General features: G+C 64.7%; 24 protein-coding genes. 16 read left to right on the forward strand and 8 right to left on the reverse strand.

Features of this window, described 5'->3' with window-relative positions; genetic code table 11:
• Positions 1-2 precede the first annotated feature (2 nt).
• The 5 genes from ctaD (at position 3) to F6X39_RS29635 (ending at position 3,771) form a co-directional block, all read left to right on the forward strand.
• A complete protein-coding gene (gene ctaD / locus F6X39_RS29620) occupies positions 3-1,616 on the forward strand; it encodes a cytochrome c oxidase subunit I (protein WP_184062540.1) in 1,614 nt (537 codons plus the stop codon).
• Between the two features lie 109 nt (positions 1,617-1,725).
• Positions 1,726-1,860 (forward strand): cytochrome oxidase small assembly protein, encoded by a 135-nt coding sequence (locus F6X39_RS36400; RefSeq protein ID WP_018419308.1) that lies wholly within the window; start codon positions 1,726-1,728, stop codon positions 1,858-1,860.
• A 42-nt stretch (positions 1,861-1,902) separates the two neighbouring features.
• Entirely contained in the window at positions 1,903-2,541 is a 639-nt protein-coding gene (locus F6X39_RS29625) for a cytochrome c oxidase assembly protein (RefSeq protein ID WP_187619184.1), read from the forward strand.
• A 50-nt stretch (positions 2,542-2,591) separates the two neighbouring features.
• Positions 2,592-2,801, forward strand: coding sequence for a DUF2970 domain-containing protein (locus tag F6X39_RS29630; protein WP_018419310.1), 210 nt, complete (start codon positions 2,592-2,594; stop codon positions 2,799-2,801).
• A 112-nt stretch (positions 2,802-2,913) separates the two neighbouring features.
• Positions 2,914-3,771, forward strand: coding sequence for a cytochrome c oxidase subunit 3 (locus F6X39_RS29635; protein ID WP_187619185.1), 858 nt, complete (start codon positions 2,914-2,916; stop codon positions 3,769-3,771).
• A 159-nt stretch (positions 3,772-3,930) separates the two neighbouring features.
• Here F6X39_RS29635 and F6X39_RS29640 read toward each other — a convergent pair whose 3' ends face one another.
• Complete coding sequence (locus F6X39_RS29640; protein WP_008921867.1) at positions 3,931-4,140, reverse strand: twin transmembrane helix small protein; 210 nt, start codon at positions 4,138-4,140, stop codon at positions 3,931-3,933.
• 111 nt (positions 4,141-4,251) lie between these two features.
• On the opposite strand from F6X39_RS29640, the gene F6X39_RS29645 reads away from it, so the two are divergent.
• From F6X39_RS29645 to F6X39_RS29665, 5 genes are read left to right on the forward strand one after another with little or no spacing between them, the layout of a single operon-like run.
• The gene (locus F6X39_RS29645) at positions 4,252-4,968 is read left to right on the forward strand and encodes an SURF1 family protein (RefSeq protein ID WP_187619186.1); all 717 of its coding nucleotides are present in this window, start codon (positions 4,252-4,254) and stop codon (positions 4,966-4,968) included.
• Between the two features lie 51 nt (positions 4,969-5,019).
• Positions 5,020-5,694, forward strand: coding sequence for an SCO family protein (locus F6X39_RS29650; RefSeq protein ID WP_187619187.1), 675 nt, complete (start codon positions 5,020-5,022; stop codon positions 5,692-5,694).
• A 22-nt stretch (positions 5,695-5,716) separates the two neighbouring features.
• A complete protein-coding gene (locus tag F6X39_RS29655; RefSeq protein WP_187619188.1) occupies positions 5,717-6,826 on the forward strand; it encodes a COX15/CtaA family protein in 1,110 nt (369 codons plus the stop codon).
• A gap of 5 nt (positions 6,827-6,831) precedes the next feature.
• Positions 6,832-7,737, forward strand: a complete 906-nt coding sequence (gene cyoE, locus F6X39_RS29660; protein WP_187619189.1) for a heme o synthase — start codon at positions 6,832-6,834, stop codon at positions 7,735-7,737.
• 4 nt (positions 7,738-7,741) lie between these two features.
• Positions 7,742-8,371, forward strand: coding sequence for an SCO family protein (locus tag F6X39_RS29665; RefSeq protein WP_187619190.1), 630 nt, complete (start codon positions 7,742-7,744; stop codon positions 8,369-8,371).
• Between the two features lie 75 nt (positions 8,372-8,446).
• Here the strand turns inward: F6X39_RS29665 and F6X39_RS29670 are convergent, their stop codons facing one another.
• Entirely contained in the window at positions 8,447-8,737 is a 291-nt protein-coding gene (locus F6X39_RS29670) for a YciI family protein (protein ID WP_187619191.1), read from the reverse strand.
• Positions 8,738-9,007: 270 nt separating this feature from the next.
• On the opposite strand from F6X39_RS29670, the gene F6X39_RS29675 reads away from it, so the two are divergent.
• Positions 9,008-9,820, forward strand: a complete 813-nt coding sequence (locus F6X39_RS29675) for a MetQ/NlpA family ABC transporter substrate-binding protein (protein WP_187619192.1) — start codon at positions 9,008-9,010, stop codon at positions 9,818-9,820.
• Positions 9,821-9,897: 77 nt separating this feature from the next.
• Here F6X39_RS29675 and F6X39_RS29680 read toward each other — a convergent pair whose 3' ends face one another.
• The gene (locus tag F6X39_RS29680) at positions 9,898-10,824 is read right to left on the reverse strand and encodes a bifunctional helix-turn-helix transcriptional regulator/GNAT family N-acetyltransferase (RefSeq protein WP_187619193.1); all 927 of its coding nucleotides are present in this window, start codon (positions 10,822-10,824) and stop codon (positions 9,898-9,900) included.
• Between the two features lie 366 nt (positions 10,825-11,190).
• Between F6X39_RS29680 and F6X39_RS29685 the strand changes: the two genes are divergently transcribed.
• The 5 genes from F6X39_RS29685 to nagE all read left to right on the forward strand — a co-directional run bounded on the left by F6X39_RS29685 (position 11,191) and on the right by nagE (position 18,981).
• Positions 11,191-11,925, forward strand: a complete 735-nt coding sequence (locus F6X39_RS29685; RefSeq protein ID WP_090802906.1) for a GntR family transcriptional regulator — start codon at positions 11,191-11,193, stop codon at positions 11,923-11,925.
• A gap of 74 nt (positions 11,926-11,999) precedes the next feature.
• A complete protein-coding gene (nagA, locus tag F6X39_RS29690) occupies positions 12,000-13,103 on the forward strand; it encodes an N-acetylglucosamine-6-phosphate deacetylase (RefSeq protein WP_090802908.1) in 1,104 nt (367 codons plus the stop codon).
• The gene (locus tag F6X39_RS29695; protein WP_187619194.1) at positions 13,087-14,103 is read left to right on the forward strand and encodes an SIS domain-containing protein; all 1,017 of its coding nucleotides are present in this window, start codon (positions 13,087-13,089) and stop codon (positions 14,101-14,103) included. Before nagA ends, F6X39_RS29695 begins: the two co-directional genes overlap by 17 nt.
• Before the next feature lie 11 nt (positions 14,104-14,114).
• The gene (gene ptsP, locus F6X39_RS29700; RefSeq protein WP_187619212.1) at positions 14,115-16,721 is read left to right on the forward strand and encodes a phosphoenolpyruvate--protein phosphotransferase; all 2,607 of its coding nucleotides are present in this window, start codon (positions 14,115-14,117) and stop codon (positions 16,719-16,721) included.
• 445 nt (positions 16,722-17,166) lie between these two features.
• A complete protein-coding gene (gene nagE, locus F6X39_RS29705; protein ID WP_187619195.1) occupies positions 17,167-18,981 on the forward strand; it encodes an N-acetylglucosamine-specific PTS transporter subunit IIBC in 1,815 nt (604 codons plus the stop codon).
• Positions 18,982-19,095: 114 nt separating this feature from the next.
• Here the strand turns inward: nagE and cydX are convergent, their stop codons facing one another.
• The 5 genes from cydX to rpoH form a co-directional block, all read right to left on the reverse strand.
• Positions 19,096-19,212, reverse strand: a complete 117-nt coding sequence (gene cydX, locus F6X39_RS29710) for a cytochrome bd-I oxidase subunit CydX (protein WP_187619196.1) — start codon at positions 19,210-19,212, stop codon at positions 19,096-19,098.
• Between the two features lie 36 nt (positions 19,213-19,248).
• Positions 19,249-20,385 (reverse strand): cytochrome d ubiquinol oxidase subunit II, encoded by a 1,137-nt coding sequence (gene cydB / locus F6X39_RS29715; RefSeq protein ID WP_187619197.1) that lies wholly within the window; start codon positions 20,383-20,385, stop codon positions 19,249-19,251.
• Positions 20,386-20,419: 34 nt separating this feature from the next.
• The gene (locus tag F6X39_RS29720) at positions 20,420-22,012 is read right to left on the reverse strand and encodes a cytochrome ubiquinol oxidase subunit I (RefSeq protein ID WP_187619198.1); all 1,593 of its coding nucleotides are present in this window, start codon (positions 22,010-22,012) and stop codon (positions 20,420-20,422) included.
• Positions 22,002-22,262 (reverse strand): cytochrome oxidase putative small subunit CydP, encoded by a 261-nt coding sequence (cydP, locus tag F6X39_RS29725; RefSeq protein ID WP_018419327.1) that lies wholly within the window; start codon positions 22,260-22,262, stop codon positions 22,002-22,004. The genes F6X39_RS29720 and cydP overlap by 11 nt, the downstream gene beginning before the upstream one ends.
• A 416-nt stretch (positions 22,263-22,678) precedes the next feature.
• Positions 22,679-23,614 carry an RNA polymerase sigma factor RpoH gene (gene rpoH, locus F6X39_RS29730; protein WP_090802918.1) on the reverse strand — a complete coding sequence of 312 codons (936 nt, stop codon included), beginning with the start codon at positions 23,612-23,614 and terminating at the stop codon, positions 22,679-22,681.
• Between the last annotated feature and the right edge of the window lie 193 nt (positions 23,615-23,807).

Below are 23,807 nucleotides of genomic sequence, written 5' to 3' on the forward strand. Positions count from 1 at the left end.
TCATGTCTAGCATCGGACACGATGTAGTCGCGGGCCACGAGCACGTGCACGGCGACCATGCCCACGAAACGCCGCATGGCTGGCGTCGTTGGCTGTTCGCAACCAACCACAAGGACATCGGTACGCTGTATCTGATCTTCTCGTTCACCATGTTCCTGTCCGGGGGCGTGATGGCGCTGATGATCCGTGCCGAGCTGTTCGAGCCGGGTCTGCAGATCATGCGTCCCGAGTTCTTCAACCAGTTGACCACCATGCACGGGCTGATCATGGTGTTCGGCGCGATCATGCCGGCGTTCGTCGGCTTCGCGAACTGGATGGTGCCGCTGCAGATCGGCGCATCGGACATGGCTTTCGCGCGGATGAACAACTTCAGCTTCTGGCTGCTGCCGGTCGCCGCTGTGCTGCTGGTCGGCTCGTTCTTCGCACCGGGCGGCGCAACCGCCGCGGGCTGGACGCTGTACACACCGCTGTCCACGCAGATGGGCCCGGGCATGGACTTCGCGATTTTCGCGCTCCACCTGATGGGTGCGTCGTCGATCATGGGCGGTATCAACATCGTCGTGACGATCCTGAACATGCGCGCGCCGGGCCTCACGCTGATGAAGATGCCGATGTTCGTCTGGACCTGGCTGATCACCGCGTACCTGCTGATCGCCGTGATGCCAGTTCTGGCGGGCGCGATCACGATGGTGCTGTTCGACCGTCACTTCGGCACGTCGTTCTTCAATGCGGCAGGCGGCGGCGACCCGGTCATGTACCAGCACATCTTCTGGTTCTTCGGGCACCCCGAGGTGTACATCATGATCTTGCCGGCGTTCGGGATCGTCTCGCAGGTGATCCCGGCGTTCTCGCGCAAGCCGCTGTTCGGCTATAGCTCGATGGTGTACGCAACGGCATCGATCGCGATCCTGTCGTTCATGGTCTGGGCGCACCACATGTTCGTGACCGGCATGCCGGTCACGGGGCAGCTGTTCTTCATGTACGCGACGATGCTGATCGCGGTGCCGACCGGCGTGAAAGTGTTCAACTGGGTCGCGACGATGTGGCGCGGTTCGCTGTCCTTCGAAACGCCGATGCTGTTCGCGGTCGGCTTCCTGATCGTGTTCACGTTCGGTGGCCTGTCGGGTCTGATGCTCGCCATGGCGCCGCTCGACATCCAGTATCACGGCACTTATTTCGTGGTCGCGCACTTCCACTACGTGCTGGTGGCGGGGTCGCTGTTCGCGCTGTTCGCCGGCTGGTACTACTGGTCGCCGAAGTGGACCGGCTGGATGTACAACGAAACGCGCGGCAAGATCCACTTCTGGGCGTCGATGTTCTTCTTCAACCTCGCGTTCCTGCCGATGCACTTCGTCGGTCTCGCTGGCATGCCGCGTCGTTATGCCGACTACCCGGCGCAGTTCACCGACTGGAACCAGGTGATCTCGATCGGCGCGTTCGGCTTTGGTCTGTCACAGGTGTACTTCCTGTTCGCGGTGGCGCTGCCGGCCTACCGTGGCGGTGGTGAGCTCGTCGAGGCGGGCGACAAGCCGTGGGACGGCGCAACGGGCCTCGAGTGGACCGTGCCGAGCCCGGCTCCGTTCCACACGTTCGAGCATCCGCCGACCGTCGAGTAAGCCTATCCCGGCGAGGTGCCGGGTTCCGGCGGCGCGACATGCCGCCACCGGACTCGGGCGCTTCGCGCGGCGGCCTCGCCAGTCAAGAACCGTACTCGGAAAGTCGAGCATGACGCGCAATCCACAGGAAAGACGTACGCCGGAGCAGATTCGCGCGGGCAACAGGCGGATAGGGTTGGTGATGTTCGCGATCGCCGCGGTGTTTTTCGCGAGCGCGATTCTGAAGCAGTGCTGGTTCAGCTAACGCCGCCTTCGCAGTCCGTATGCAGGTTTGTTGAGGATTCAGATGTCGACGCAACCGCCGGCCGAGGCCGACCGCTCTTTCAACCGTTCGATGCTGATCAAGCTGTTCGTCGTCGCGTTGATGATGTTCGGTTTCGGTTTCGCGCTGGTGCCGATGTATCGCGCGATCTGCCAGATCACCGGCGTGAACAACCTCGTGCAGCGCGACGTTTCAGCGCGCGAGGCGAAGAATACGCAGGTCGACATGAGCCGCACGATTTCGATCGAATTCGATGCGAACGCGCGGGGCCTGTTGGGTTTCAAGCCGGAGCAGCGCAGTCTCGACGTGCATCCGGGCGAAGTAACGACGGTCATGTACGACGTCAGCAACGAGCAGTCGCGCACGATCCGTGCGCAGGCCATTCCGAGCTACGCGCCGAAGCAGGCGACCGAGTACTTCAGGAAGATCGAGTGCTTCTGCTTCACGCAGCAGACGTTGAACGCGAACGAGACGAAGCGGATGCCGGTGGTGTTCGTCGTCGACCCGAAGTTGCCGAAGGACGTGAAGACGATCACGCTGTCGTACACGTTTTTCGAGTTGAACACGCCGGCGGCAGCTAGCACGGATGATGTGGCGTCGAAGGCGAATGCAGTGAACGATGCAGTGACCAGCGCGGCAGCCACTCCCGCGCAGCCGGCCTGAAGCAGATTTGACGGCGCGAGCCGCGGACGAACGAAGGAAAACGAAGCGACATGAACGATAACGGCGGCAGTCCGCGCAAGAGCAGTTTCGGTCAATCGATGCGCGCGGTGTTCTGGTCGTTTTTCGGCGTGCGCAAGCGCCGCGATCTCGAGGCGGACGCGACGCAACTGAACCCGCTGCATGTGATCGTGGCGGCGCTGATCGGCGCGGCGGTTCTGATCGGGGTGCTGATTCTGGTCGTGCGCCTCGTGGTCGGTTGAGGCAGTAGCAGAGAAGAGCCCACGAATTAGAGAGAAGCGGTGCGGTATCGACGCGCCGCCGAAGATACAGCCGGAGATTCCGGAACAACTGGACTGAAGTGGAGAATCAAGAATGAGCGGTCAAAACGAGAGCCCGTACTATTTCGTACCGCATCCGTCGCGGCATCCGATCAGCGCCGCTACGGGGTTGCTGGTCATGCTCGGATCGCTTGCGGCCTGGATCAACGACCATACCTGGGCGCCGCTTGGCGTGCTCATCGGTCTGCTGTGGCTGCTCTTTACGCTCTGGCATTGGTTCGGCGACGCGATCGCCGAGTCGGAAGGCGGCATGTACGGCAAGAACGTCGACCGGTCGTACCGCTGGAGCATGAGCTGGTTCATATTCTCCGAAGTGATGTTCTTCGGCGCATTCTTCGGCGCGCTGTTCTATGCCCGCGAAATCGCGCTGCATCAACTCGGCAGCCTCGACTACAAACTGATCTGGCCGGATTTCACGGCGGTGTGGCCGAACAACGGCCCGGCCGACCTCGTGGGCACCTACAAGTCGATGCAGCCGTGGCCGGTGCCGACCATCAACACGGCGCTGCTGCTATCGTCGGGTGCGACGCTGACGGTGTCGCACCACGCGCTGCGCGACAACCATCGCAAGAAGGCGATTGCGTGGCTCGCGGCGACAATCGTGCTGGGCGTGAGCTTCCTGTTCCTGCAGGGCTTCGAATACTTCCACGCGTACAACGAGCTGAACCTGACGCTGGCTTCGGGCATCTACGGTTCGACGTTCTTCCTGCTGACCGGCTTCCACGGCTTTCACGTGTTCCTCGGCGGCACGATGCTCTCCGTCGTGCTGGTGCGCCTGATTCGCGGCCACTTCACGCCGGAACATCACTTCGCGTTCGAAGGCGCGGCCTGGTACTGGCACTTCGTCGACGTCGTGTGGCTCGGGCTGTACGTCGTCGTGTACTGGCTGTAATGCGGCCAGATCCGTGCGCGCAATGCCGTTCAGGCGGCGCGCACGAGCAGTATGCAAGGCTGAATGCAGCGCCGCCCTCGACCTCTCAGGGCGGCGTTTTGTTTGGCGGCGAGGAAAATGTGCCGCTGAAGGGATGCGGCGGCGACCTACCCGCGAGCGTCAGCGCCCGTACGGAATCCCGGTTGACTGAATCCAGCCCATCCAGTGTGCGAACAGGATGAACAGGAACAGCGAGATCGACAGGCCCACCCGCGTGGCGAGTGACCAGACCATCCGCTTGGTCTTGCCTTTGTCGTGCATCATGAAATACAGCGCCGACACCATGCTGGCGATGATGAGAGCAAAGGCGATGGGAACGATAATGTGCATGGAACCAACTGAAAGCGGAAAGCGCAGTGGCAAGACATTCATTATCGCACCGCGAGCGGGCGTCTGCCGCAGGTTCCCGGCGGCCCTGAGCGCGATGCCGGAGCGCCTGCAATGAAGTTTCGCCTGATTCCCGCGCTGCTGATCCTGCTGGTCGTCGTCGTGACGATGCGGCTCGGTTTCTGGCAGCGCGATCGCGCGCATCAGAAGGAAGCGCTCGAGGCGCGCATCACGCAGTTCGAGAACGCGCCCGCGTTGCCGGTCAGCGCGGCGCCGCTCGCGCTGAAGGACGTCGAGTTTCATCGCGTGAAAGCGCGCGGCAGTTTCGTCACGGACAAGGTCGTGTACCTCGATAATCGTCCGTATAACGATCAGCCGGGCTTTTACGTCGTGATGCCTTTTAAACTCGCCGACGGCGGCTACGTGCTCGTCAATCGCGGCTGGCTGCCGCGCAACCTGAGCAATCGCGAGACCATCGCGCCGTACACGACGCCGCCGGGCGAGGTCCAGATCGAAGGGATTGCGCGTGCCGACGCGTCGCGCGCGTTCGAGCTCGGCGAGGGCGGATCGGCCGCGCATCACCTGATCCGGCAGAATCTCGATGTCGGCTCGTACGCCGCGGAGACCGGGCTGCCGCTGCAATCGTTCGTGATCCAGCAGACCGGCGATGCCGGCGACGGCCTGGTGCGCGACTGGCCCGCACCGACCACCGGCGTCGAGCGCAACTACGGCTACATGTTGCAGTGGTGGGGCATGGCCGCCGCCGCGCTCGCCTTCGGTCTGTATGCGGCGCGCCGCGCGGGCAAAAAAGAGCACGCGCCGGGCGCGTGAGGAACGCAAGGCACGGCTCGCCGCCGTCCAAACATTGAAAGAGGTTCTGTAGTGTCGACTCAAACTCCCCGTTCGCCGGAAGCTGGCAAATCCAGCGGCAAACCCGCCGCAGCCAAAGCGATGCCCGGCCAACCGAACGGCCCGGGCTCGTGGCGGCGCGGCCGCTGGGTGCTGCTGCTGCTCGCGGTGATCTGCGCGGCGCCGATCGCGATCTCGTACTTCATGTACTACGTCGTGAAGCCGACCGGCGGCAGCACGAACTACGGCGCGCTGATCGAGCCGCAACGGCCGATCCCGGACTCGCTCATGGTCACCGGCGCGAACGGCAAGCCGCTGAAGCTCGCCTCGCTGCATGGCCGCTGGCTCATGATCTCGGTGGACAACAGCGCGTGCGACCAAGCCTGCGTGACGAAGCTCTACTTCATGCGACAAATCCGCGCAGCTCAGGGCCCGGAACGCGAGCGCGTCATGGAAGTATGGCTGCGCACCGATGCAGACAAGGTCGCGGACGTGATACAAACCGCCTACCCCAACACCGACATGCTGATCGCCGATCCGGCGCAGGTCGCCGCGTGGCTGCCCGCCGACACCGGCACGCGGATCACCGACCACATCTACCTGGTCGATCCGAACGGCAATCTGATGATGCGTTTTCCGAAAGACGCGAACCCGAGCAAGATCAAAGGCGACCTGACCAAGTTGCTCAAATGGTCGACCATCGGCTGACGCCGCAACCTGGGTAAATGAGATGTTCGTATTGCAACTGGGCCTGATCGGCTTGTGTATCGCGTTGCTGCCGTTGTCCTACGTGTGGGTCAAGGCCGACGACAACAAATTCCGCAAGCTGGTCTGGCTCACCACCTTCCTGACGCTCGATCTCGTGATGTTCGGCGGCTTCACGCGCCTCACCGATTCGGGCCTCGGCTGCCCGGATTGGCCCGGCTGCTACGGCACGTCGTCGCCGTTCATCGCGCACGCGGCGATCTCCGCGGCCTATCAGGCGATGCCGAGCGGCCCCGTCAGCATGACGAAGGCGTGGATCGAAATGATCCATCGCTACTTCGCGATGGCGATCGGCGTGCTGATCATCGCGCAGACGATCATTGCCTGGACGGCGCGTATCAAGCGTCGTCCGCTGCATGTGTCGCCGTGGTGGCCGACGTCGCTGCTGCTGCTGATCGTCGTGCAGGGCGTGTTCGGCGCGTGGACCGTGACCATGAGGCTGCAGCCGATCATCGTGACCACGCATCTGCTGCTCGGCCTGGCGCTGCTCGGCACGCTCGGCTGGCTCGCGGCGCGCTTGACGCCGCTGCCGGCCTACGAGCCCGAGGCCGCGTGCTGGCGCGTGGCCGCGCTCGCGGGTCTCGCGCTGCTGGTACTGCAAATCGCGCTCGGTGGCTGGGTCAGCACGAACTACGCGGTGCTCGCGTGCACCGACTTCCCGACCTGCAACGGCCAATGGATTCCGCCGATGGACTTCGCGCACGGCTTCCACCTGTGGCGCGCGCTCGGCATGACCGCCGACGGCGACGTGATCACGCAGGATGCGCTGGTCGCGATTCACTGGACGCATCGCACGTTCGCGTTCGCTGTGATCGCCTATCTGGTGTGGTTCGCGTTGAAGATGCGCCGCTTCGAGTCACTGCGGCGACCCGCCAACGGCGTGCTGCTGGTGGTGCTGATCCAGTTCGTCACCGGCTTGTCGAACATCGTGCTGCAATGGCCGTTACCGATTGCGGTCGCCCATAACGGCGGGGCCGCGATCCTGCTGCTGCTGCTCGTTATGTTAAACTTTCGGGTCGCTTATAGCCGTCCCGGCCGCGCCGCGCTCCCTGCGCGCGAAGCCGCGCCAGCGTGACTCACATGGACAGCACAACACTCTCCCAAACGCCCGGCAGCCGGGTCTCCCAATATCTCGCACTGACCAAGCCGCGTGTTACGCAGCTTGCGGTGTTCTGCGCGGTCATCGGCATGTTCCTGTCGACGCCGGGCATGGTGCCATGGACCGTACTGATCGGCGGCACCGTCGGCATCTGGCTGCTGGCCGGCGCCGCGTTCGCGATCAACTGCCTTGTCGAGCAGCAAATCGACGCCAAAATGCGCCGCACGTCGTGGCGTCCGTCCGCGCGCGGCGAAATCACCACCCCGCAGATCCTGCTGTTCTCGGCCGTGCTCGGCGGCCTCGGCATGTGGACGCTGTACACGTTCGCCAATGCGCTGACCATGTGGCTCACGCTCGCCACGTTCGTCGGTTATGCGGTCATCTATACGCTGCTGCTGAAGCCAGTCACGCCGCAGAACATCGTGATCGGCGGCGCGTCGGGCGCGATGCCGCCCGCGCTCGGCTGGGCCGCGGTAACGGGCCACGTGCCCGGCGACGCGTGGATCCTCGTGCTGATCATCTTCGTGTGGACACCGCCGCATTTCTGGTCGCTCGCGCTGTATCGCCGCAAGGACTACGAAAACGCCGGCCTGCCGATGCTGCCGAACACGCACGGCGAAAAGTACACGCGCCTGCATATCCTTCTCTACACGGTCATCCTGTTCGCGGTCACGCTGATGCCGTTCATCTCCGGCATGAGCGGTGTCGTGTATCTCGCGTCGGCGGTGCTGCTCGGCGCCGTGTTTCTCGCTTATGCGTGGAAGATCTACCGGGAGTATTCGGACGAACTCGCGCGCAAAACCTTCCGTTATTCGATCGTCTATCTGTCGCTGCTGTTCGCCGCGCTGCTGATCGACCACTACTCGCGCGTCGTGATAGGCGCGTAACACCATGCTCAACAATCGCTTTGCGCGCATCGCGCGCGCCGCTGTGATGGCTTGCGCGCTCGGCGCGACGCTCGGCGGCACATTGCTGATAACGGGTTGCGGCAAGCAGCCGCCGGCTTTTACGAATCTCGACATCACCGGCAATACGCAATTCGCCAGCAATTTCTCGTTGCCCGACACGTCCGGCAAGATCCGCACGCTTGCCGACTACAAAGGCAAGGTCGTCGTGCTGTTCTTCGGCTATACGCATTGCCCGGACGTCTGCCCGACGACGATGGCCGAGCTGTCACAGGCGTTGCAGCAACTCGGTCCGGAGGACGCGAAGCGCGTCCAGGTGCTGTTCGTCACCGTCGACCCCGAGCGCGATACGCCGCAGTTGCTCGCGCAATACGTGCCGGCGTTCAATCCGAGCTTCGTGGGCTTGCGTCCCGCCAGCGAAGAACAGCTCGCGAAGGTCGCGAAAGACTTCCGCGTGTACTACGCGAAGGTCCCGGGCAAGACACCCGACAGCTACACGATGGACCACACGGCCGCGAGCTATGTGTTCGACACGGACGGCAAGCTGCGTCTGTTCGCGCGCGATGGCCAAGGCGCGACACCATGGGTGCATGACATCAAGCTGCTGCTTGATTGACGCGCATCGCAGGCGGCTTTTTAAAGCGGCGCCGCTCACGCCTCCCCGCATCCACCTCCTCTTCGCAATTCGCGCTCAGACCGGAATCGGCAAATTCAGCCCCGGCGCGAGACGCGTCGTCTTGAACTCCGTCACCTCGTAGCGCGCGAGCTGTTGCAGGGCGAACGGATCGCTCGCGAGAATGCGATTCAGCCTGTCGCGCTCGATACGAACCGCGAGGATGATGCCGCCGTCGCGCGGCACTTTCGGCCCGGCCGCGACGAAGATGCCCGCGTCGAACTGCTCCGCGAGAAACGCGCGATGCGCGTCGAGCGCGTCGTCGATACGATCGAGAGGGGCGGTGTAGATCAGGTTGATCACGTACATGGTCGTTCTTAGGGGCGGGTGAGTGGGCCGTGTGCGGCTACGGCTCTGGATTATCGGTCAGCCGCGGGTTTTGCGTTGCGCTAGCCATTGCGCTTGCGCTCCGCATAACCATATGCGGTAAGGGTATTTCCCAACTTGCCGCCCATATGAAACAATTTTGGGCTTGGCCGACGGCGCGCCAGCACGAACCGGAGCGCCGCCCATTTCATCCGACTCCGACATCGATCGGAGCCATCGACTCAAACGTCGAACCGCAACAGCGAGAATCACATGCAGCGCAGAAATATCCTCAAAGGCCTCACCGCAGTCGTCGCCGGGGCGGCGATCCTGACCAGCTTCGGCGCGCACGCCGACGACAAGGTCATCAAGGTCGGCACGATCGGCGGCCCGGACGCGCAGATCTGGGAAGTCGTCACCAAGGTCGCGAAGCGCGAAGGCCTGAACGTGAAGGTCGTCGAGTTCAACGATTACATTCAGCCGAACGCCGCGCTCGACGCGGGCGACCTCGACGCCAACAGCTTCCAGCACCAGCCGTACCTCGATAGCCAGATCAAGCAGCGCGGCTACAAGCTCGTCAACGCGGGCCTCACGTACATCTCGCCGCTCGGCGCGTACTCGAAGAAGCTGAAGTCGTTGAAGGACCTGCCGCAGGGCGCGAAGGTCGCGGTGCCGAACGATCCGTCGAACGAAAATCGCGCGCTGCTGTTGCTGCAGGCGCAAGGGCTGATCAAGCTGAAGGCCGGCGCGGCCACGGGCGGCAACAACGCGACGCCGCTCGATGTCGTCGACAATCCGAAGAAGATCAGGTTCGTCGAGCTCGACGCCGCGCAACTGCCGCGTTCGCTCGCCGACGTCGACGCTGCCGTCATCAATACGAACTTCGCGCTGGCCGCCGGCCTGCAGCCGACCAAGGACGCGATCGCGCTCGAAGACATCCACAGCCCGTACGCGAACCTGATCGCCGTGCGCGCGAAGGACAAGGATCAGCCATGGGTGAAGAAGCTGGTCGCGGCATATCAGTCGGAAGACGTGCGCCAGTCCATCAAGACGCAGTTCAAGGGTTCGATGGTGCCGTCGTTCTAAGCGACGCGTTCAGCGCGATCGCAAGCGCAGCCGCATGGCATCAGGAAAGGCACGCGCCGTACGGGCGCGTGCTTTTTTTATAGCTCCAGCTCCCATCTTTCGATCGTCAGATCCTGGCCGAAGCGGCGCTGCGCCGCGCTGCCGGCCAACTCGAACCCAGCGCGCTCGCAAAGCCGCCGTGGCTCCGCCAATGCGCTCGCGGTGGTCAGCGTGAGCTTCGTGTAGCCCGCGCGCCGCGCGAAGCGCGCGCATTCGCTGAGCAACTGCGTGCCGATGCCGAGCTTCCGCACGTCCGGTTCGACCCACAGCAGGCGCACGCCCGCGACCGTCGTCGAGACCCCGACGAGGCAAACCGAGCCGACCACCAGACCCTCCTGTTCGGCGATCCAGCACTTCTCGCGCAGCGGATCGTTGCGCTGCGCGTACTCGGCGACGACGCGCGCGAGCAAGCCCTCGAACGTGTGATCCCAGCCGTACTGCGCGGCGAACCACTGCGCCTGACGATGCACGAGCCAGCCACATTCGCCGGCGCGCGGCTGACGCAGCACCACGAGCTCGTGCTTCGGCTTGTCGCTGAGCAGGCGCTCGATCAGCTTCATCGCGCCGATCAGTTGCTCCTGCGATAGCGCGCTGAGTCTGTCGAGCAGGCCGAGTGCTTCATGGATGGCGGCGGCGTCGAGCGGCGCGTAGATCGCGTGGCCGTGCTCGGTGAGCGCGATCAGCGACTGGCGTGCGTCGGTGTCGGATGGACGGCGGGTGATCAGCTTGCGTCGCTCGAAACTGGTCAGCAGGCGGCTCAGATAGCCGCTATCGAGCCCGAGCGCGCGCCCGAGCACCGACGCGGTCTGCGCGCGGGCGCGTGATAGCTCGTGCAGCACGCGCACTTCCGTCAGCGAGAACTCGCTTCGAGCCAGACGCTCGTGCAGGGCACCGATGCATTGGGTATAGAAGCGATTGAAATGGCGGACGGCCTGAGCGCGCCGCTGCGCCTCGGAATCTGTCAAGGGCGGCTCCCCGGGACTTTTTATGGTCGGTACAGCGCACTATATCGGCACGACCCTTATTAAGAAAGCCACTCCACCGCCGCGAGACACCAACTGGTATTAAATAGGTATTGATTATTTGGGCTGTTGATACCACCAGGAGCCGATAACGACTCGCTGGTATCGTCAAATGCGTGCGATCCGGGAAAGTCCCTGGTCTGCAAATCCCTCCGACGGAGCCGTTGAATCCCGCTGTGATCCTCACTCAGCAAGGCTTTCCGGCGATCCGGGCCGGCATGGAACCAGTCCGTTGACTGGTATTATGTTGGTTATATAATGGGCTCTCAATTTTCCGGGCTGTACTGCTCACGGCGTCCTTGGAGCCCCATGGAAACTCGCTGGTCCGCATTGATGCCTGACGTGCGCAACGTCACGCCGCTCTACCTGCAGCTCGCGCGCAACCTGGCGACGGCGATCCATTGCGGCGTCTGGTCGGCCGGCGAGGCGCTGCCTTCCGAGCGTACGCTGTCCGACGCGATCGGCGTGTCGCGCGTCACCGCGCGCAAGGCGATCGAACTGCTGGTCGAGCAGGGGCTGATCCGGCGCTCGCGCGGCGCGGGCAGCTTCATCACGCCGCGCGTCGAAGATCCGCTGTCGCGTCTCACCGGCTTCACGAAGAAGATGCAGCAGCGCGGTTTCCGGCCCGATTCGGTCTGGCTCGAACGCGACGTGCGCGCCGCCAATCGCGACGAGCTGCTGCGCCTCGGCTTGTCACCCGGCGCGGCCGTCACGAGCCTGCGGCGGCTGCGGCGCGCGGACGGCATCGTGATGGCGGTCGAACATTCGGCGCTGCCGGTCGCGATCGTGCCTGATCCGCTCGTGATCGGCGACTCGCTGTACAGCTATCTCGAGCAGCGCGGCGCGGCGGTCGTGCGCGCGTTGCAGCACTTCCGCGCGGTCAACGCGTCGAGCGAAATCGCCGCGCTGATGGACATCGAACCGCGCACCGCGCTGCTGGTCATCACCCGGATCGGCTACTGCGCGGATCAACGCGCGATCGAGCTGACCGACACCTATTGCCGCGACGACTACTACGACTTCGTCGCTGAATTGCGCACCTGAGCTGCGCGGCCCTCGCAGGCCGCAAGTCCGGCGGACGCCATTTGCCGCATACGTATCACGCACCAGAGAGACTCATGCTGACCGGAAACATACTCACCACCGAAGGGTGGATCCACGGCACGCTCGAATACGAAAACGGCCGCATCACGACGCTGTCCGGCGAGCGCGTCGATCCGACGACGAACGACGCACCGTACATCCTGCCCGGCTTCATCGATCTGCACGTGCATGGCGGCGGCGGCGCCGACGTGATGGAAGCTGGCGACGCGATCGAAACGATCACCCGCACGCATGCGCGCTACGGCACCACGAGCCTGCTCGCAACGACCATGACCGCGCCGCGCGACGAGCTGATGAACGTCGTCGCCGGGCTCGGCAACGTCACGCGGGTGCGCACGCCGGGTTGCGCGCGCGTGCTCGGCGTGCATCTGGAAGGGCCGTACATCAACCCCGGCAAGCTCGGCGCGCAGCCCGACGCGGCGGTATCGGCGGTGTTGGACGAGGTGCTCAGGTATCTGTCGATCGCGCCGATCCGCGTCGTCACGCTGGCGCCCGAGATCGCCGGCCACATGGAGATCATCTCCGAGATGGCGGCGCGCGGCGTACGCGTGCAGCTCGGCCATTCGCTCGGCACCTACGACGACGCGGTCGCCGCGCTCAAGCACGGCGCGTGCGGCTTCACGCATCTGTTCAACGCGATGTCGCCGCTGCATCACCGCAACCCTGGCCTCGTCGGCGCTGCGCTTGCGCACGCCGAATACGCCGAAATCATTCCCGACCTGCTGCACGTGCATCCGGGGGCGATCCGCACCGCGCTGCGCGCGATTCCGCGCCTGTATGTGGTGACGGACAGCACGTCGGCTACCGGCATGCCCGACGGCGAATACCGCCTCGGCAGCCAGCACGTAACCAAGTGCCTCGGCGGGGTACGTCTGGCCGACGGCACGCTCGCGGGCAGCACGCTGACGATGGATCAGGCGCTGCGCAATCTCGTCTCGATCGGCCTGCCGATCGCCGATGTATCCCACCGTTTGTCACGCTACGCCGCCGACTATCTCGGCATCGAGGACCGCGGCCGCATCGCGCGCGGTGCGTGGGCCGACGTGGTCGTATTCGACCGCGAGCTGGCGCTGAGCGCGACCTACGTCGAAGGAGAAGCCATTGTCGAATATGCTTAAGGAAGCGCTCGCGTCCGCCGCAACAGTAGCCGAGCAGCTCAAGGACACCTCGCGCGTCGCGGCGCTCGCCGCGAAGCTCGCGCAGCAGCCGCGCCATGTCGCGTTGACCGTCGCGCGCGGCAGCTCGGACCATGCCGCCAGCTACTTTGCATCCCTGACGATGAGCCGCCTCGGCGTGCCGGTCGCGTCGCTGCCGATGTCGGTCGCGACGCTGCAGCAGGCGCCGCTGCAGGTGCGCGACAAGCTTGCGCTCGCGTTTTCGCAATCGGGCAAGAGCCCCGACCTCGTCGGCACGATGAACGCGTTGCGCGCGGCCGGCGCATTGACGGTCGCCGCCGTGAACGCACCGAGCTCGCCGCTCGCCGACGCGTGCGAATGGCATCTGCCGCTCGTAGCCGGTCCCGAGCTGAGCGTCGCGGCGACCAAGAGCTATATCGCCATGCTGTCGATCTCCGCGCAGCTGGTTGCGCATTGGCAGAACGACGCCGAGTTGCTCGATGGACTGAATACGCTGCCCGACGCGCTGGAACGCGCGGGCCGGCTCGACTGGTCGATGGCCGTGAACGAGTTGCGCGGTATCGAACGGATGATCGTGATTGGCCGCGGTCTTGGCCTCGCGATCGCGCAGGAAGCCGCGCTGAAGCTGAAGGAAACTTCCGGCATCCAGGCCGAAGCGTTTTCGAGCGCGGAAGTGCGTCATGGTCCGATGGAGCTGATCGACCGCGACTATCCGCTGCTCGTGTTCGCGCCGCGTGGCCCGGAGCAGGCGGGTCTGCTGCAACTCGCGCACGACATGAGCGCGCGCGGCGCGCGCGTGCTGCTCGCGGCGCCCGATGACGTCGCGCAAGCCTCGCTGCCGCTCGTCGCCACCGCACACGCGGCGCTCGATCCGATCGCCGCCATCCTGTCCTTTTACGTGATGGCCGCGGATCTTGCCGCCGCGCGCGGGCGCAATCCCGACGCGCCTCGCCATCTCAACAAAGTCACCGAAACTCACTGATGAGAATGACGATGCGACGTGTCGAGAAGTCCAACCTGATGAGCCATTCCGAGAATCACATTGTTTTGCTTGCACCGCTGACCGGCCCGGTCGTGCCGCTCGCGAAGGTGCCGGACCCGGTGTTTTCGGGCGGCATGTTCGGCGACGGCATCGGCGTCGATCCGCTCGCGGGTCGGCTCGTCGCGCCATGCGACGGCGTCGTCACGCATCTCGCGCGCACCGGCCACGCGGTAACGCTCGAGAGCGCCGAGGGCGCGCAGATTCTGCTGCATATCGGTATCGACACCGTCGGGCTGAACGGCAAGGGTTTTGCGCCGATGGTCGAGCAGGGCGCGCAGGTGCGCGCCGGTGACGTGCTGATCGAGTTCGATCTGGATCAGATCGCGCTGAATGCGCCGAGCCTCGTCTCGGTGATCGCGATTGCGAATTCGGATGCGTTCGAGATCATCGAGCGGGCGCCGAACGGGCATGTCAAGGCCGGCGAAACGACGCTGCTGGTGCTGCGCGCGCGCGAGGGCGTCAGCCACGACGCGGTGCGCGAGGCGAGCGCCGCGCACGTGATGGACGAAGCGCGCCGGCAGGTCACGCTGACGCATGCGGGCGGCCTGCATGCGCGGCCCGCGGCGCGGGCGCGCGAAGCGGCGCGCGGCTTCGACGCACGGGTCGAGGTGCGCTACGACGGGCGCAAGGCGCCGATCGAAAGCGTGGTGGGTCTGCTTGGACTCGGTGCCGGCGAAGGCGCAAGCGTCGAGTTGCTCGGCGTCGGTCCGCACGCGCAGGCGGCGGTCGATGCAATCGCTGACGAACTGACGCGCGAAGCGCACGGCGAGGTCGAACCGAAGCGCGAACAGAAAGCGGCGCGGCCAGCGGCCGCACCGGCGGCAGTCGTTGCGCCGCCCGCCGCGGGCGAGCCGCTCGCGCCGAACACGCTCGCGGGCGTGTGCGCCGCGCCGGGCATCGCGCTCGGCAAGCTGGTGCGCTGGGACGACGCGGATCTCGAGCCGCCGGAGCAGGCGAGCGGCACGTCGGCGGCGGAAAGCCGTCTGCTCGACAAGGCGATCGCGACCGTCGACGCCGATCTCGACACGATCGTGCGCGATGCGTCGCAACGCGGCTCGGTCGGCGAGGCGGGGATTTTCGCGGTGCATCGCGTGCTGCTCGAAGATCCGACACTGCTCGACGCCGCGCGCGATCTGATCAGCCTCGGCAAGAGCGCCGGTTTTGCGTGGCGCGAAGCGATCCGCGCGCAAGTAGGCATCCTGAGTAATGTGGAGGACGCACTGCTCGCCGAGCGGGCCGCCGATCTGCGCGACATCGAAAAGCGCGTGCAGCGCGCGCTCGGCTACACGAGCAGCGCGGCTCGCACGTTGCCGGATGAGGCGGTGCTCGCGGCCGACGAATTCACGCCGTCGGATCTGTCGTCGCTCGATCGCACGCGCGTGACCGCGCTTGTGATGGCGCGTGGCGGTGCGACCTCGCACGCGGCGATTCTCGCGCGTCAGGCGGGCATTCCGGCGCTGGTCGCGCTCGGCGACGCGTTGCATGCGATTCCCGAGGGCACTCAGGTGGTGGTGAACGCGAGCACCGGCCGGCTCGAATTCGCGCCGACCGAACTCGACGTCGAACGCGCGCGACGCGAACGCAGCCGCCTCGCCGACGTGCGCGAAGCGAATCGCCGCACGTCGCAGCAGGCAGCGGCGACCTCCGACGGCCGCGCGATCGAAGTGGCCGCCAACATCGCCACACTCGACGACGCGAACGCCGCGGTTGACAACGGCGCGGACGCGGTCGGCCTGCTGCGCACCGAGCTGCTGTTCATCCACCGCCCGGCCGCGCCGAGCGCGGACGAGCATCGCCACAGCTATCAGGCGATCGTCGATGCGTTGCGCGGCCGCGCCGCGATCATCCGCACGCTCGACGTCGGCGCGGACAAGGAAGTCGATTATCTGACGCTGCCGCCCGAGCCGAACCCCGCACTCGGCCTGCGCGGCGTGCGCCTCGCGCAGGTGCGCCCCGATCTGCTCGACGACCAGCTGCGTGGCCTGCTCGCGGTGCGTCCGGTCGGCGCCGTGCGCATCCTGCTGCCGATGGTCACCGATGCGGGCGAACTGATCCGCATCCGCAAGCGTATCGACGAGCTTGCACGCGAAGCGGGTAGATCGGAGCCGGTCGAAGTTGGCGTGATGATCGAAGTGCCGTCGGCTGCATTGCTCGCCGATCAGCTCGCGCAGCACGCCGATTTCCTGTCGATCGGCACCAACGACCTGACCCAATACACGCTCGCGATGGACCGCTGCCAGCCCGATCTGGCGGCGCAGGCGGACGGCCTGCATCCGGCGGTGCTGCGCCTGATCGCGGCGACCGTCGAAGGTGCCGCGAAGCACGGCAAATGGGTCGGCGTGTGCGGCGCGCTTGCCGGCGACCCGCTCGCGATGCCGCTGCTGGTGGGCCTCGGTGTGACCGAGCTGTCGGTCGATCCGGTCTCCGTGCCGGGCATCAAGGCACGCGTGCGCACGCTCGACTATCAGCTGTGTCGCCAGCGCGCCCGCGATGCGCTAGCGCTCGACTCGGCGCAGGCGGTCAGAGCCGCAAGCCGCGTCACGTGGCCCCTCGATTGAAACACTAGGGTCTGTTTACATATGGAACGCACGTGCGTTGCCGCGAGAAGGGCCGCTCGCAAGGACTGCGACGCCGCGAATACTCGACGTATTCGCAAGGAGCATGACGCAGCGAGCGGCCCTTCTCGCGGCAACCCCATTGCCTGGATTTCATTCCAGGGGAATGCCCGCTATCGGCCGCATGGCGGCGTCGCGCGTCGCTTACGTGGCGCGGCCACGCAGCGCTCCTTACTCCTTGCCCTGCGCCCCGAAGGAAGTCCCCTTGGGGGACGGCCGATAGCGGGCATTCGCACGTGCGTTCCATATGTAAACAGACCCTAGCGAATTTGAGAACCCGCACGCCGTGCGCCCGGCAGCACGTCTGCCTTCACGCGCGGCGCGATTCTCCGTATAGCTGCACCACTCAACCAAGACGTACCCCTACGAGACAAAATTGGAGATACCGATGGATGGAAATCCGTTTCTGAAGATTCAGCGCCTGGGACGCGCGCTGATGTTGCCGATCGCGGTGCTACCGGTGGCCGGCCTGTTGCTGCGGCTCGGCCAGCCCGACGTGTTCAACATCAAGATGATCGCCGATGCGGGCGGCGCGATCTTCGACAACCTGCCGCTCCTGTTCGCGATCGGCGTGGCGGTCGGCTTCGCGAAAGACAACAACGGCGTCGCGGGTCTGGCTGGCGCGATCGGCTATCTGGTGCAGATCGCGGTGATGAAGGACATCAATGACAAGCTCAACATGGGCGTGCTGTCGGGGATCATCGCGGGCATCGTCGCGGGGCTGCTGTACAACCGCTACAAGGACATCAAGCTGCCCGACTACCTGGCGTTCTTCGGCGGCAAACGCTTCGTGCCGATCGTGACAGGGGTGGTCTGCGTGGTGCTAGGCATCGTATTCGGGCATGTGTGGGAGCCGGTGCAGAACGCGATCGACGTGGCCGGCCACTGGCTCACGACGGCCGGCGCGCTCGGCGCCTTCGTGTTTGGCGTGCTGAACCGGCTGCTGCTCGTCACGGGCCTGCATCACATCCTCAACTCGCTAACGTGGTTCGTGTTCGGCACCTTCACGCCGGTGGGCGGTGCGCCCGTCACGGGCGACCTGCACCGCTTCTTCGCTGGCGATCCGACCGCGGGCACCTTCATGACCGGCTTCTTCCCGGTGATGATGTTCGGCCTGCCGGCCGCATGTCTCGCGATGTATCACGAGGCGCCGAAAGAGCGTCGCGCGATGGTGTTCGGCCTGCTGTTCTCGATGGCGCTCACGTCGTTCCTGACCGGTGTGACCGAGCCGATCGAGTTCAGCTTCATGTTCCTCGCGCCGGTGCTGTATGCGATCCACGCGCTTCTGACGGGTCTGTCGCTCGCGATCTGCTCGGCGCTCGGGATTCACCTCGGCTTCACGTTCTCGGCGGGCTTCATCGACTACGTGCTGAACTTCGGTCTGTCGACGAAGGGCTGGTGGGCGATTCCGCTCGGCATCGTGTACTCGGTCGTGTACTACGGTCTGTTCCGCTTCTTCATCCGTAAGTTCAACATGGCGACGCCGGGCCGTGAGCCCGCCGCTGCCGACGAGCAGGTCGAGTCGTTCGCGGCGGGCGGTTTCGTCGCGCCGGCGGCTGGTGCGGCCGTGCCGCGTGCGCAGCGCTATATCGCGGCGCTCGGTGGCGCGGCGAATCTGTCGGTCGTGGATGCGTGCACGACGCGTCTGCGTCTGTCTGTCGTCGATACGGAGAAGGTCTCGGAAAGCGAACTGAAGTCGATCGGTGCGCGCGGTGTGCTCAAGCGCGGCACGAACAACGTGCAGGTGATCATCGGACCGGAGGCGGACATCATCGCCGATGAGATGCGTACAGCGATCGCGCAGGGTCAGGGCGACGCGGTGAAGGTGGCAGGTGTTGCTGTATCGGCGCCGGCTGCTGCCGCAGCGGCTACCGCTGCCGCGCCGGTCGCGCGAAACGCTGGGCGCGCCGATGACGCGCAAGGCGGTCCGCTCGATCCCGATCCGCTGCGCTGGCTCGCCGTGCTCGGCGGCGCGGGCAACGTGATATCGCTCGATGCGGTGGCGGCGACGCGTCTGCGGGTGGTCGTGCGCGATCCGTCGGCGGTCGATCGTCAGCGCCTCGCGACGCTCGATACCGCGTGGGTGTCGACCGACACGTTCCATATCGTCGTCGGCGAGGCCGCGCAGCGCTATGCGCAGAAGCTGGCCGAGCGCCTGTCGTCGCAAGGCGGCGGCGCGGGCGCGGCGCCGGTGCCGGCGTGATCGGTTGATGGCTGTCGAGCGCTGTTGAGTTGCACGGCGATCGCAGCACGCCAATAAAAAAGCGGCACCTGGTCCCAAGGTGCCGCTTTCGCGTTGACGACCAGAGCGTGGCGCCTAGCGAGTCCCCCGCTTTGCCGAGCGCGCCACCTCGCGCGATTCGAGCCACATCACATTGATGACACCGAACGCCAGCGCGACGCCAACGCCGAGAATCCAGCTGACATACCACATCGCCAACTCCCGTTTTCTGTTGAAGCGTCGCGCCGGTCAATACATCGAATGGTGGTTTTCCTTGATCGCCGCGGCGGTCACCTTGCCGCGCATCACGCGATACACCCAGCCCGTATAGAGCAGGATGATCGGCAGGAACACGATGACGGCGAACAGCATGATCTCGAGCGTCATGCGGCTCGAGGTGGAATCCCACATGGTCAGGCTGCTGCGGCCGTCGAGTGACGATGGCATGATGAACGGGAACATCGAGAAGCCCGCGGTCAAGATCAAGCCGACGATCATCAACGACGTCGACAGAAACGCCGTCGCCTCGAAGCGCGAACGCGCGAGCAGCACCGCGAGCACCCCGCCGAGGAGACCCGCGAGCGGCGCAATCGCCATCCACGGGTAGAGCGCGTAGTTGTTCAGCCACAAACCCGGCGCGCCGATCACGGTCTTCATCAACGGATTGGAGACGGCGTCGAGCGGCGGCGCGTCGACGATCTGATAGCCGCCGATCATCGTCGCGACGAGCGCGCCCGCGACGAGAAACAGCACCACCGTGCACAGCGCCGCGAGCCGCAGCGCCTTCGACGCGCGCTCGTGAACCACCCCATCGGTCTTCCACTTGACGAACGCGGCGCCGTGCGCGGCCAGCATCGACACGCTGACGAGTCCCGTCAGCAGCGCGAACGGATTGAGCAGGCCGAAGAAGCTGCCGTGATAGGTGACGCGCAGATCGGTATCGAACGAGAACGGCACGCCTTGCAGCAGATTGCCGAACGCGACACCGAACACCAGCGCCGGCACGAAGCCGCCGATAAAGAGGCCCCAGTCCCACGCGTTGCGCCAGCGCGGATCCTCGCGCTTGCCGCGATAGTCGAAGCCGACCGGACGGAAGAACAGCGCGAACAGCACGAGCAGCATCGCGAAGTAGAATCCCGAGAAGGATGCCGCGTAGGCGAGCGGCCACGCGGCGAACATCGCGGCGGCCGCGGTCACGAGCCAGACCTGGTTGCCTTCCCACGTCGCGCCGACCGTGTTCACGACGATGCGTCGCTCGGAGTCGGTGTTGGCGATGAACGGCAGCAGGATCGCCGCGCCCATGTCGAAGCCGTCGGTGAGCGCGAAGACGATCAGCAGTACACCTATCAACACCCACCAGATCAGTCTGAGAACTGCGTAGTCCATATGGGTTTCTCCTCCGGGGCGGTGCAGCGGTGCGTCATGCGGCCGTGTTCGACAGTGGCTGCGTCACCGGCTGTCCGATCTCGTGGTGATAGCGGCCCGTATGCAGCGACGAAGGGCCGAGCCGCGCGTACTTGAACATCAGCATGATCTCGATGACGAACAGCCCCGTGTAGAACAGCACGAAGCCGCCGATGCTCAGATACAGATCGCGCGGCGTCAGCGTCGACGCGGCCAGGTTGGTCGGCAGAATGCCCGCGATGCTCCACGGCTGGCGGCCCATTTCCGCGACGATCCAGCCGAGCTCGGCGGCGAGCCACGGCAGCGGAATCGCGATGACCGCCCAGCGCAGAAACCAGCGGCGCCTTTCGAGCAGCAACGTGCGCTGCGCGCAGAACCAGAAGGCGAGCACGAAGGTCGCGAGGAACAGCAGGCCAAGGCCGACCATCATGCGGAACGAGAAGAACAGTGGCAACACCGGCGGAACCGTGCTTCTTGCCGCCGCGGCGATCTGGTCTGGCGTCGCGTCGATGACGCTCGGCGTGAACCGCTTGAGCAGCAGGGCGTAGCCGAGATCGTCCTTGTACTTGTCGAACTCCGCATGCGCCTCGTCGCTGGAGTCGCCGCCCTTTAGCCGCTGCAACGCCGAATAGGCGAGCATGCCGTCCTTGATGCGACCTTCGTTTTGGGCGATCAGGTCGCGCAGGCCGACCACGGGTTCGTCGAGCGAGCGGGTCGCGATAATGCCGAGCGCGTACGGCACACGGATCGCATAGTCGGTGCGTTGCTCTTTCTGATTGGGGATGCCAAATATCGTGAACGGTGCCGGCGCGGGCGCGGTCTCCCATTCGGATTCGATCGCGGCGAGCTTGATCTGCTGGACTTCACCGGTGCGATAGCCGGATTCGTCGCCCAGCACGATCACGCACAGCGCCGACGCGAGGCCGAAGCCGGCGGCGATCGCGAACGAGCGCAGCGCGAACTCGGTGTCGCGGCGCTTCAACAGATACCACGACGACACGCCGAGTACGAACATCGCCGCGGTCACGTATCCAGCTGATACCGTGTGCACGAACTTGACCTGTGCAACCGGGTTGAAGATCACCGAGCCGATGCTGTCGAGCTCCATGCGCATCGTCTGATAGTTGAACTTCGCGCCGACCGGATTGTTCATCCAGCCGTTGGCAATCAGAATCCACAGCGCCGACAGGTTCGAACCGAGCGCGACACAGAACGTGACGATCAGATGCTGGATTTTTGACAATCTGTTCCAGCCGAAAAAGAACAGACCGACGAACGTCGATTCGAGGAAGAACGCCATCAGCCCTTCGACGGCGAGCGGCACGCCGAAAATGTCGCCGACGTAATGCGCGTAATAAGCCCAGTTGGTGCCGAACTGAAACTCGAGCGTGAGGCCGGTCGCGACGCCCATTGCAAAGTTGATGCCGAACAGCTTGCCCCAGAACTGCGTCATGTCCTTGTAGATCTGCTTGCCGGTCATCACGTAGACCGATTCCATGATGACGAGCAGCCAGGCGAGACCGAGCGTGAGCGGCACGAACAGAAAGTGATAAAGCGCCGTGATGGCGAACTGGAACCGCGACAGTTCTACGACTTCGCTAACGGGCATGTTGATCACCTCGAGACGGATGCGGGGCGGGCACCGACAGCAGCGCCTGCGCGACCTGCTCAGGCGGCAGCATCATGTGCTGCGCCTGTGGATGATTGAAGAATGTGTACTTGAGCGCCATCAGTAGCACGAACTTGATGGCGAGAATGATGGCGATATCGCGCGCCAGCGTTGGACCGCGCACCCACCTGGTGAACCGGCCGCGCAAGCGCGACCGGACAGTGCTGCTGCGATTCAGGGCTATGGTCATGATCGGTCGAAGACGACTTCACGCCGGTGAGTCCGGCTGGATCCAGACCGCCCTGGCCGTCAGGCAGTCAGGCAGTCTGGCGAATGCATGCCGATTGTAGGAGGTGAACCTCGCGCGCTCAGATTTAGCCATGCGGCAACACGTCGCGAAACTTGCCGCGTCTGTGCAGTATTGCTACCGGACTTGCGATACGTCAAGAAACGCTTACCGGCCTCGACAAGCCGGCTTGCGGATAGGCCGACGCGAAGCGCGGCCGCGGGGACGCAAGAAAGGGCGAAAAGAATGAAAAAGCCCCGCCGTCTTGCGAGGGCGGGGCTTGAGCGCGATGGTCGCTAAATGGCGCGACCGATTAACGCGTGTCGTTTTTACCTATGTCATGGGCGGGACACAATTGACGCGCGCATGGCTTCGACGCTTTACGCGTATTCGGTCAGCGCGCCGCGCATCTTCTTCATCGCGCTGGCTTCGATCTGGCGGATACGTTCGGCCGAGACACCGAACTCGTCGGCCAGCTCGTGCAACGTGGAGCCGCCCGAGCCATCGTCGGCCACCTTCAGCCAGCGCGCTTCGATGATGCGGCGGCTGCGCGGATCGAGCGCGTCGAGCGCGCTTGCGATGCCGTCGCTTTGCAGCCGGTCGCGCTGACGCGAAGCCAGCACGGCAGTCGGCTCACTATGCGAGTCGGCCAGATAGGCGATTGGCGCGTACGACTCCTCGCCGTCTTCGACCTGACCTTCGAGCGCGATATCGCCGCCCGACAGACGCGTCTCCATCTCCGCGACCTCTTCGCGCTTCACGTTCAGCTCCTTCGCGAGACCGTCGATCTCGTCCGGCGTGAACGCGCCAAGCCCCTGCTTGTGGCTGCGCAGGTTGAAGAACAGCTTACGCTGCGCCTTGGTGGTGGCGACCTTCACCATGCGCCAGTTGCGCAGGATGTACTCGTGGATCTCGGCCTTGATCCAGTGCATCGCGTATGACACGAGGCGCACGTTTTGCTCGGGATCGAAGCGCTTGACCGCTTTCATCAGGCCGATGTTGCCTTCCTGGATCAGATCGGCGTGCGGCAACCCGTAACCGAGGTAGTTACGCGCGATGGACACGACGAGTCGCAGGTGCGACAGCACTAGGCGGCGCGCAGCCTCCAGATTGTCGTGTTCGCGCAACTCGGTGGCGAACTGGCGTTCCTCCGCCGGCGTCAGCATCGGAATCCGGTTGACCGCCTGGATGTAGGCGTCGATGTTGCCCAGGTGACCGGACAGCAGCGAGGAATGCGAGAGCGCCAGTGCACCTGCCGGAGCGGCCTTAGCCGACGACGGGCTCAAAGTACTCGGAAGGGTCATTGCATGGCTCACGTGTGAAGCTCCTTTGGAATCAGACAATAGCGGACTCAGTAAACGACTCCAGCGATGGATGTTAGCACTCAGATCTGCCGAGTGCTAATACTTAGAGGTCGCAGGGGCATCCGAGTTCCAGAAAATCCTATTGAGTTTTGACTTCTAATAGTCATCATACGCTCTATTTGCCTTGCGCGTTGGACCTGTACAA

Source organism: Paraburkholderia sp. UCT2 (genome assembly GCF_014397665.1).
In the GTDB taxonomy this organism is placed as follows: domain Bacteria; phylum Pseudomonadota; class Gammaproteobacteria; order Burkholderiales; family Burkholderiaceae; genus Paraburkholderia; species Paraburkholderia tuberum.

Bases quoted from the DNA above. Each gene is read 5' to 3' on its own strand.
- F6X39_RS29665 (WP_187619190.1), top strand. From the start codon at position 7,742: ATGCTCAACAATCGCTTTGCGCGCATCGCGCGCGCCGCTGTGATGGCT.
- nagA (WP_090802908.1), top strand. From the start codon at position 12,000: ATGCTGACCGGAAACATACTCACCACCGAAGGGTGGATCCACGGCACG.
- F6X39_RS36400 (WP_018419308.1), top strand. From the start codon at position 1,726: ATGACGCGCAATCCACAGGAAAGACGTACGCCGGAGCAGATTCGCGCG.
- cydB (WP_187619197.1), bottom strand. From the start codon at position 20,385: ATGGACTACGCAGTTCTCAGACTGATCTGGTGGGTGTTGATAGGTGTA.
- nagE (WP_187619195.1), top strand. From the start codon at position 17,167: ATGGATGGAAATCCGTTTCTGAAGATTCAGCGCCTGGGACGCGCGCTG.
- F6X39_RS29625 (WP_187619184.1), top strand. From the start codon at position 1,903: ATGTCGACGCAACCGCCGGCCGAGGCCGACCGCTCTTTCAACCGTTCG.
- cyoE (WP_187619189.1), top strand. From the start codon at position 6,832: ATGGACAGCACAACACTCTCCCAAACGCCCGGCAGCCGGGTCTCCCAA.
- F6X39_RS29720 (WP_187619198.1), bottom strand. From the start codon at position 22,012: ATGCCCGTTAGCGAAGTCGTAGAACTGTCGCGGTTCCAGTTCGCCATC.
- F6X39_RS29670 (WP_187619191.1), bottom strand. From the start codon at position 8,737: ATGTACGTGATCAACCTGATCTACACCGCCCCTCTCGATCGTATCGAC.
- F6X39_RS29640 (WP_008921867.1), bottom strand. From the start codon at position 4,140: ATGCACATTATCGTTCCCATCGCCTTTGCTCTCATCATCGCCAGCATG.
- cydX (WP_187619196.1), bottom strand. From the start codon at position 19,212: ATGTGGTATGTCAGCTGGATTCTCGGCGTTGGCGTCGCGCTGGCGTTC.
- F6X39_RS29675 (WP_187619192.1), top strand. From the start codon at position 9,008: ATGCAGCGCAGAAATATCCTCAAAGGCCTCACCGCAGTCGTCGCCGGG.
- F6X39_RS29630 (WP_018419310.1), top strand. From the start codon at position 2,592: ATGAACGATAACGGCGGCAGTCCGCGCAAGAGCAGTTTCGGTCAATCG.
- F6X39_RS29635 (WP_187619185.1), top strand. From the start codon at position 2,914: ATGAGCGGTCAAAACGAGAGCCCGTACTATTTCGTACCGCATCCGTCG.
- cydP (WP_018419327.1), bottom strand. From the start codon at position 22,262: ATGACCATAGCCCTGAATCGCAGCAGCACTGTCCGGTCGCGCTTGCGC.
- F6X39_RS29685 (WP_090802906.1), top strand. From the start codon at position 11,191: ATGGAAACTCGCTGGTCCGCATTGATGCCTGACGTGCGCAACGTCACG.
- F6X39_RS29655 (WP_187619188.1), top strand. From the start codon at position 5,717: ATGTTCGTATTGCAACTGGGCCTGATCGGCTTGTGTATCGCGTTGCTG.
- ptsP (WP_187619212.1), top strand. From the start codon at position 14,115: ATGCGACGTGTCGAGAAGTCCAACCTGATGAGCCATTCCGAGAATCAC.
- F6X39_RS29645 (WP_187619186.1), top strand. From the start codon at position 4,252: ATGAAGTTTCGCCTGATTCCCGCGCTGCTGATCCTGCTGGTCGTCGTC.
- ctaD (WP_184062540.1), top strand. From the start codon at position 3: ATGTCTAGCATCGGACACGATGTAGTCGCGGGCCACGAGCACGTGCAC.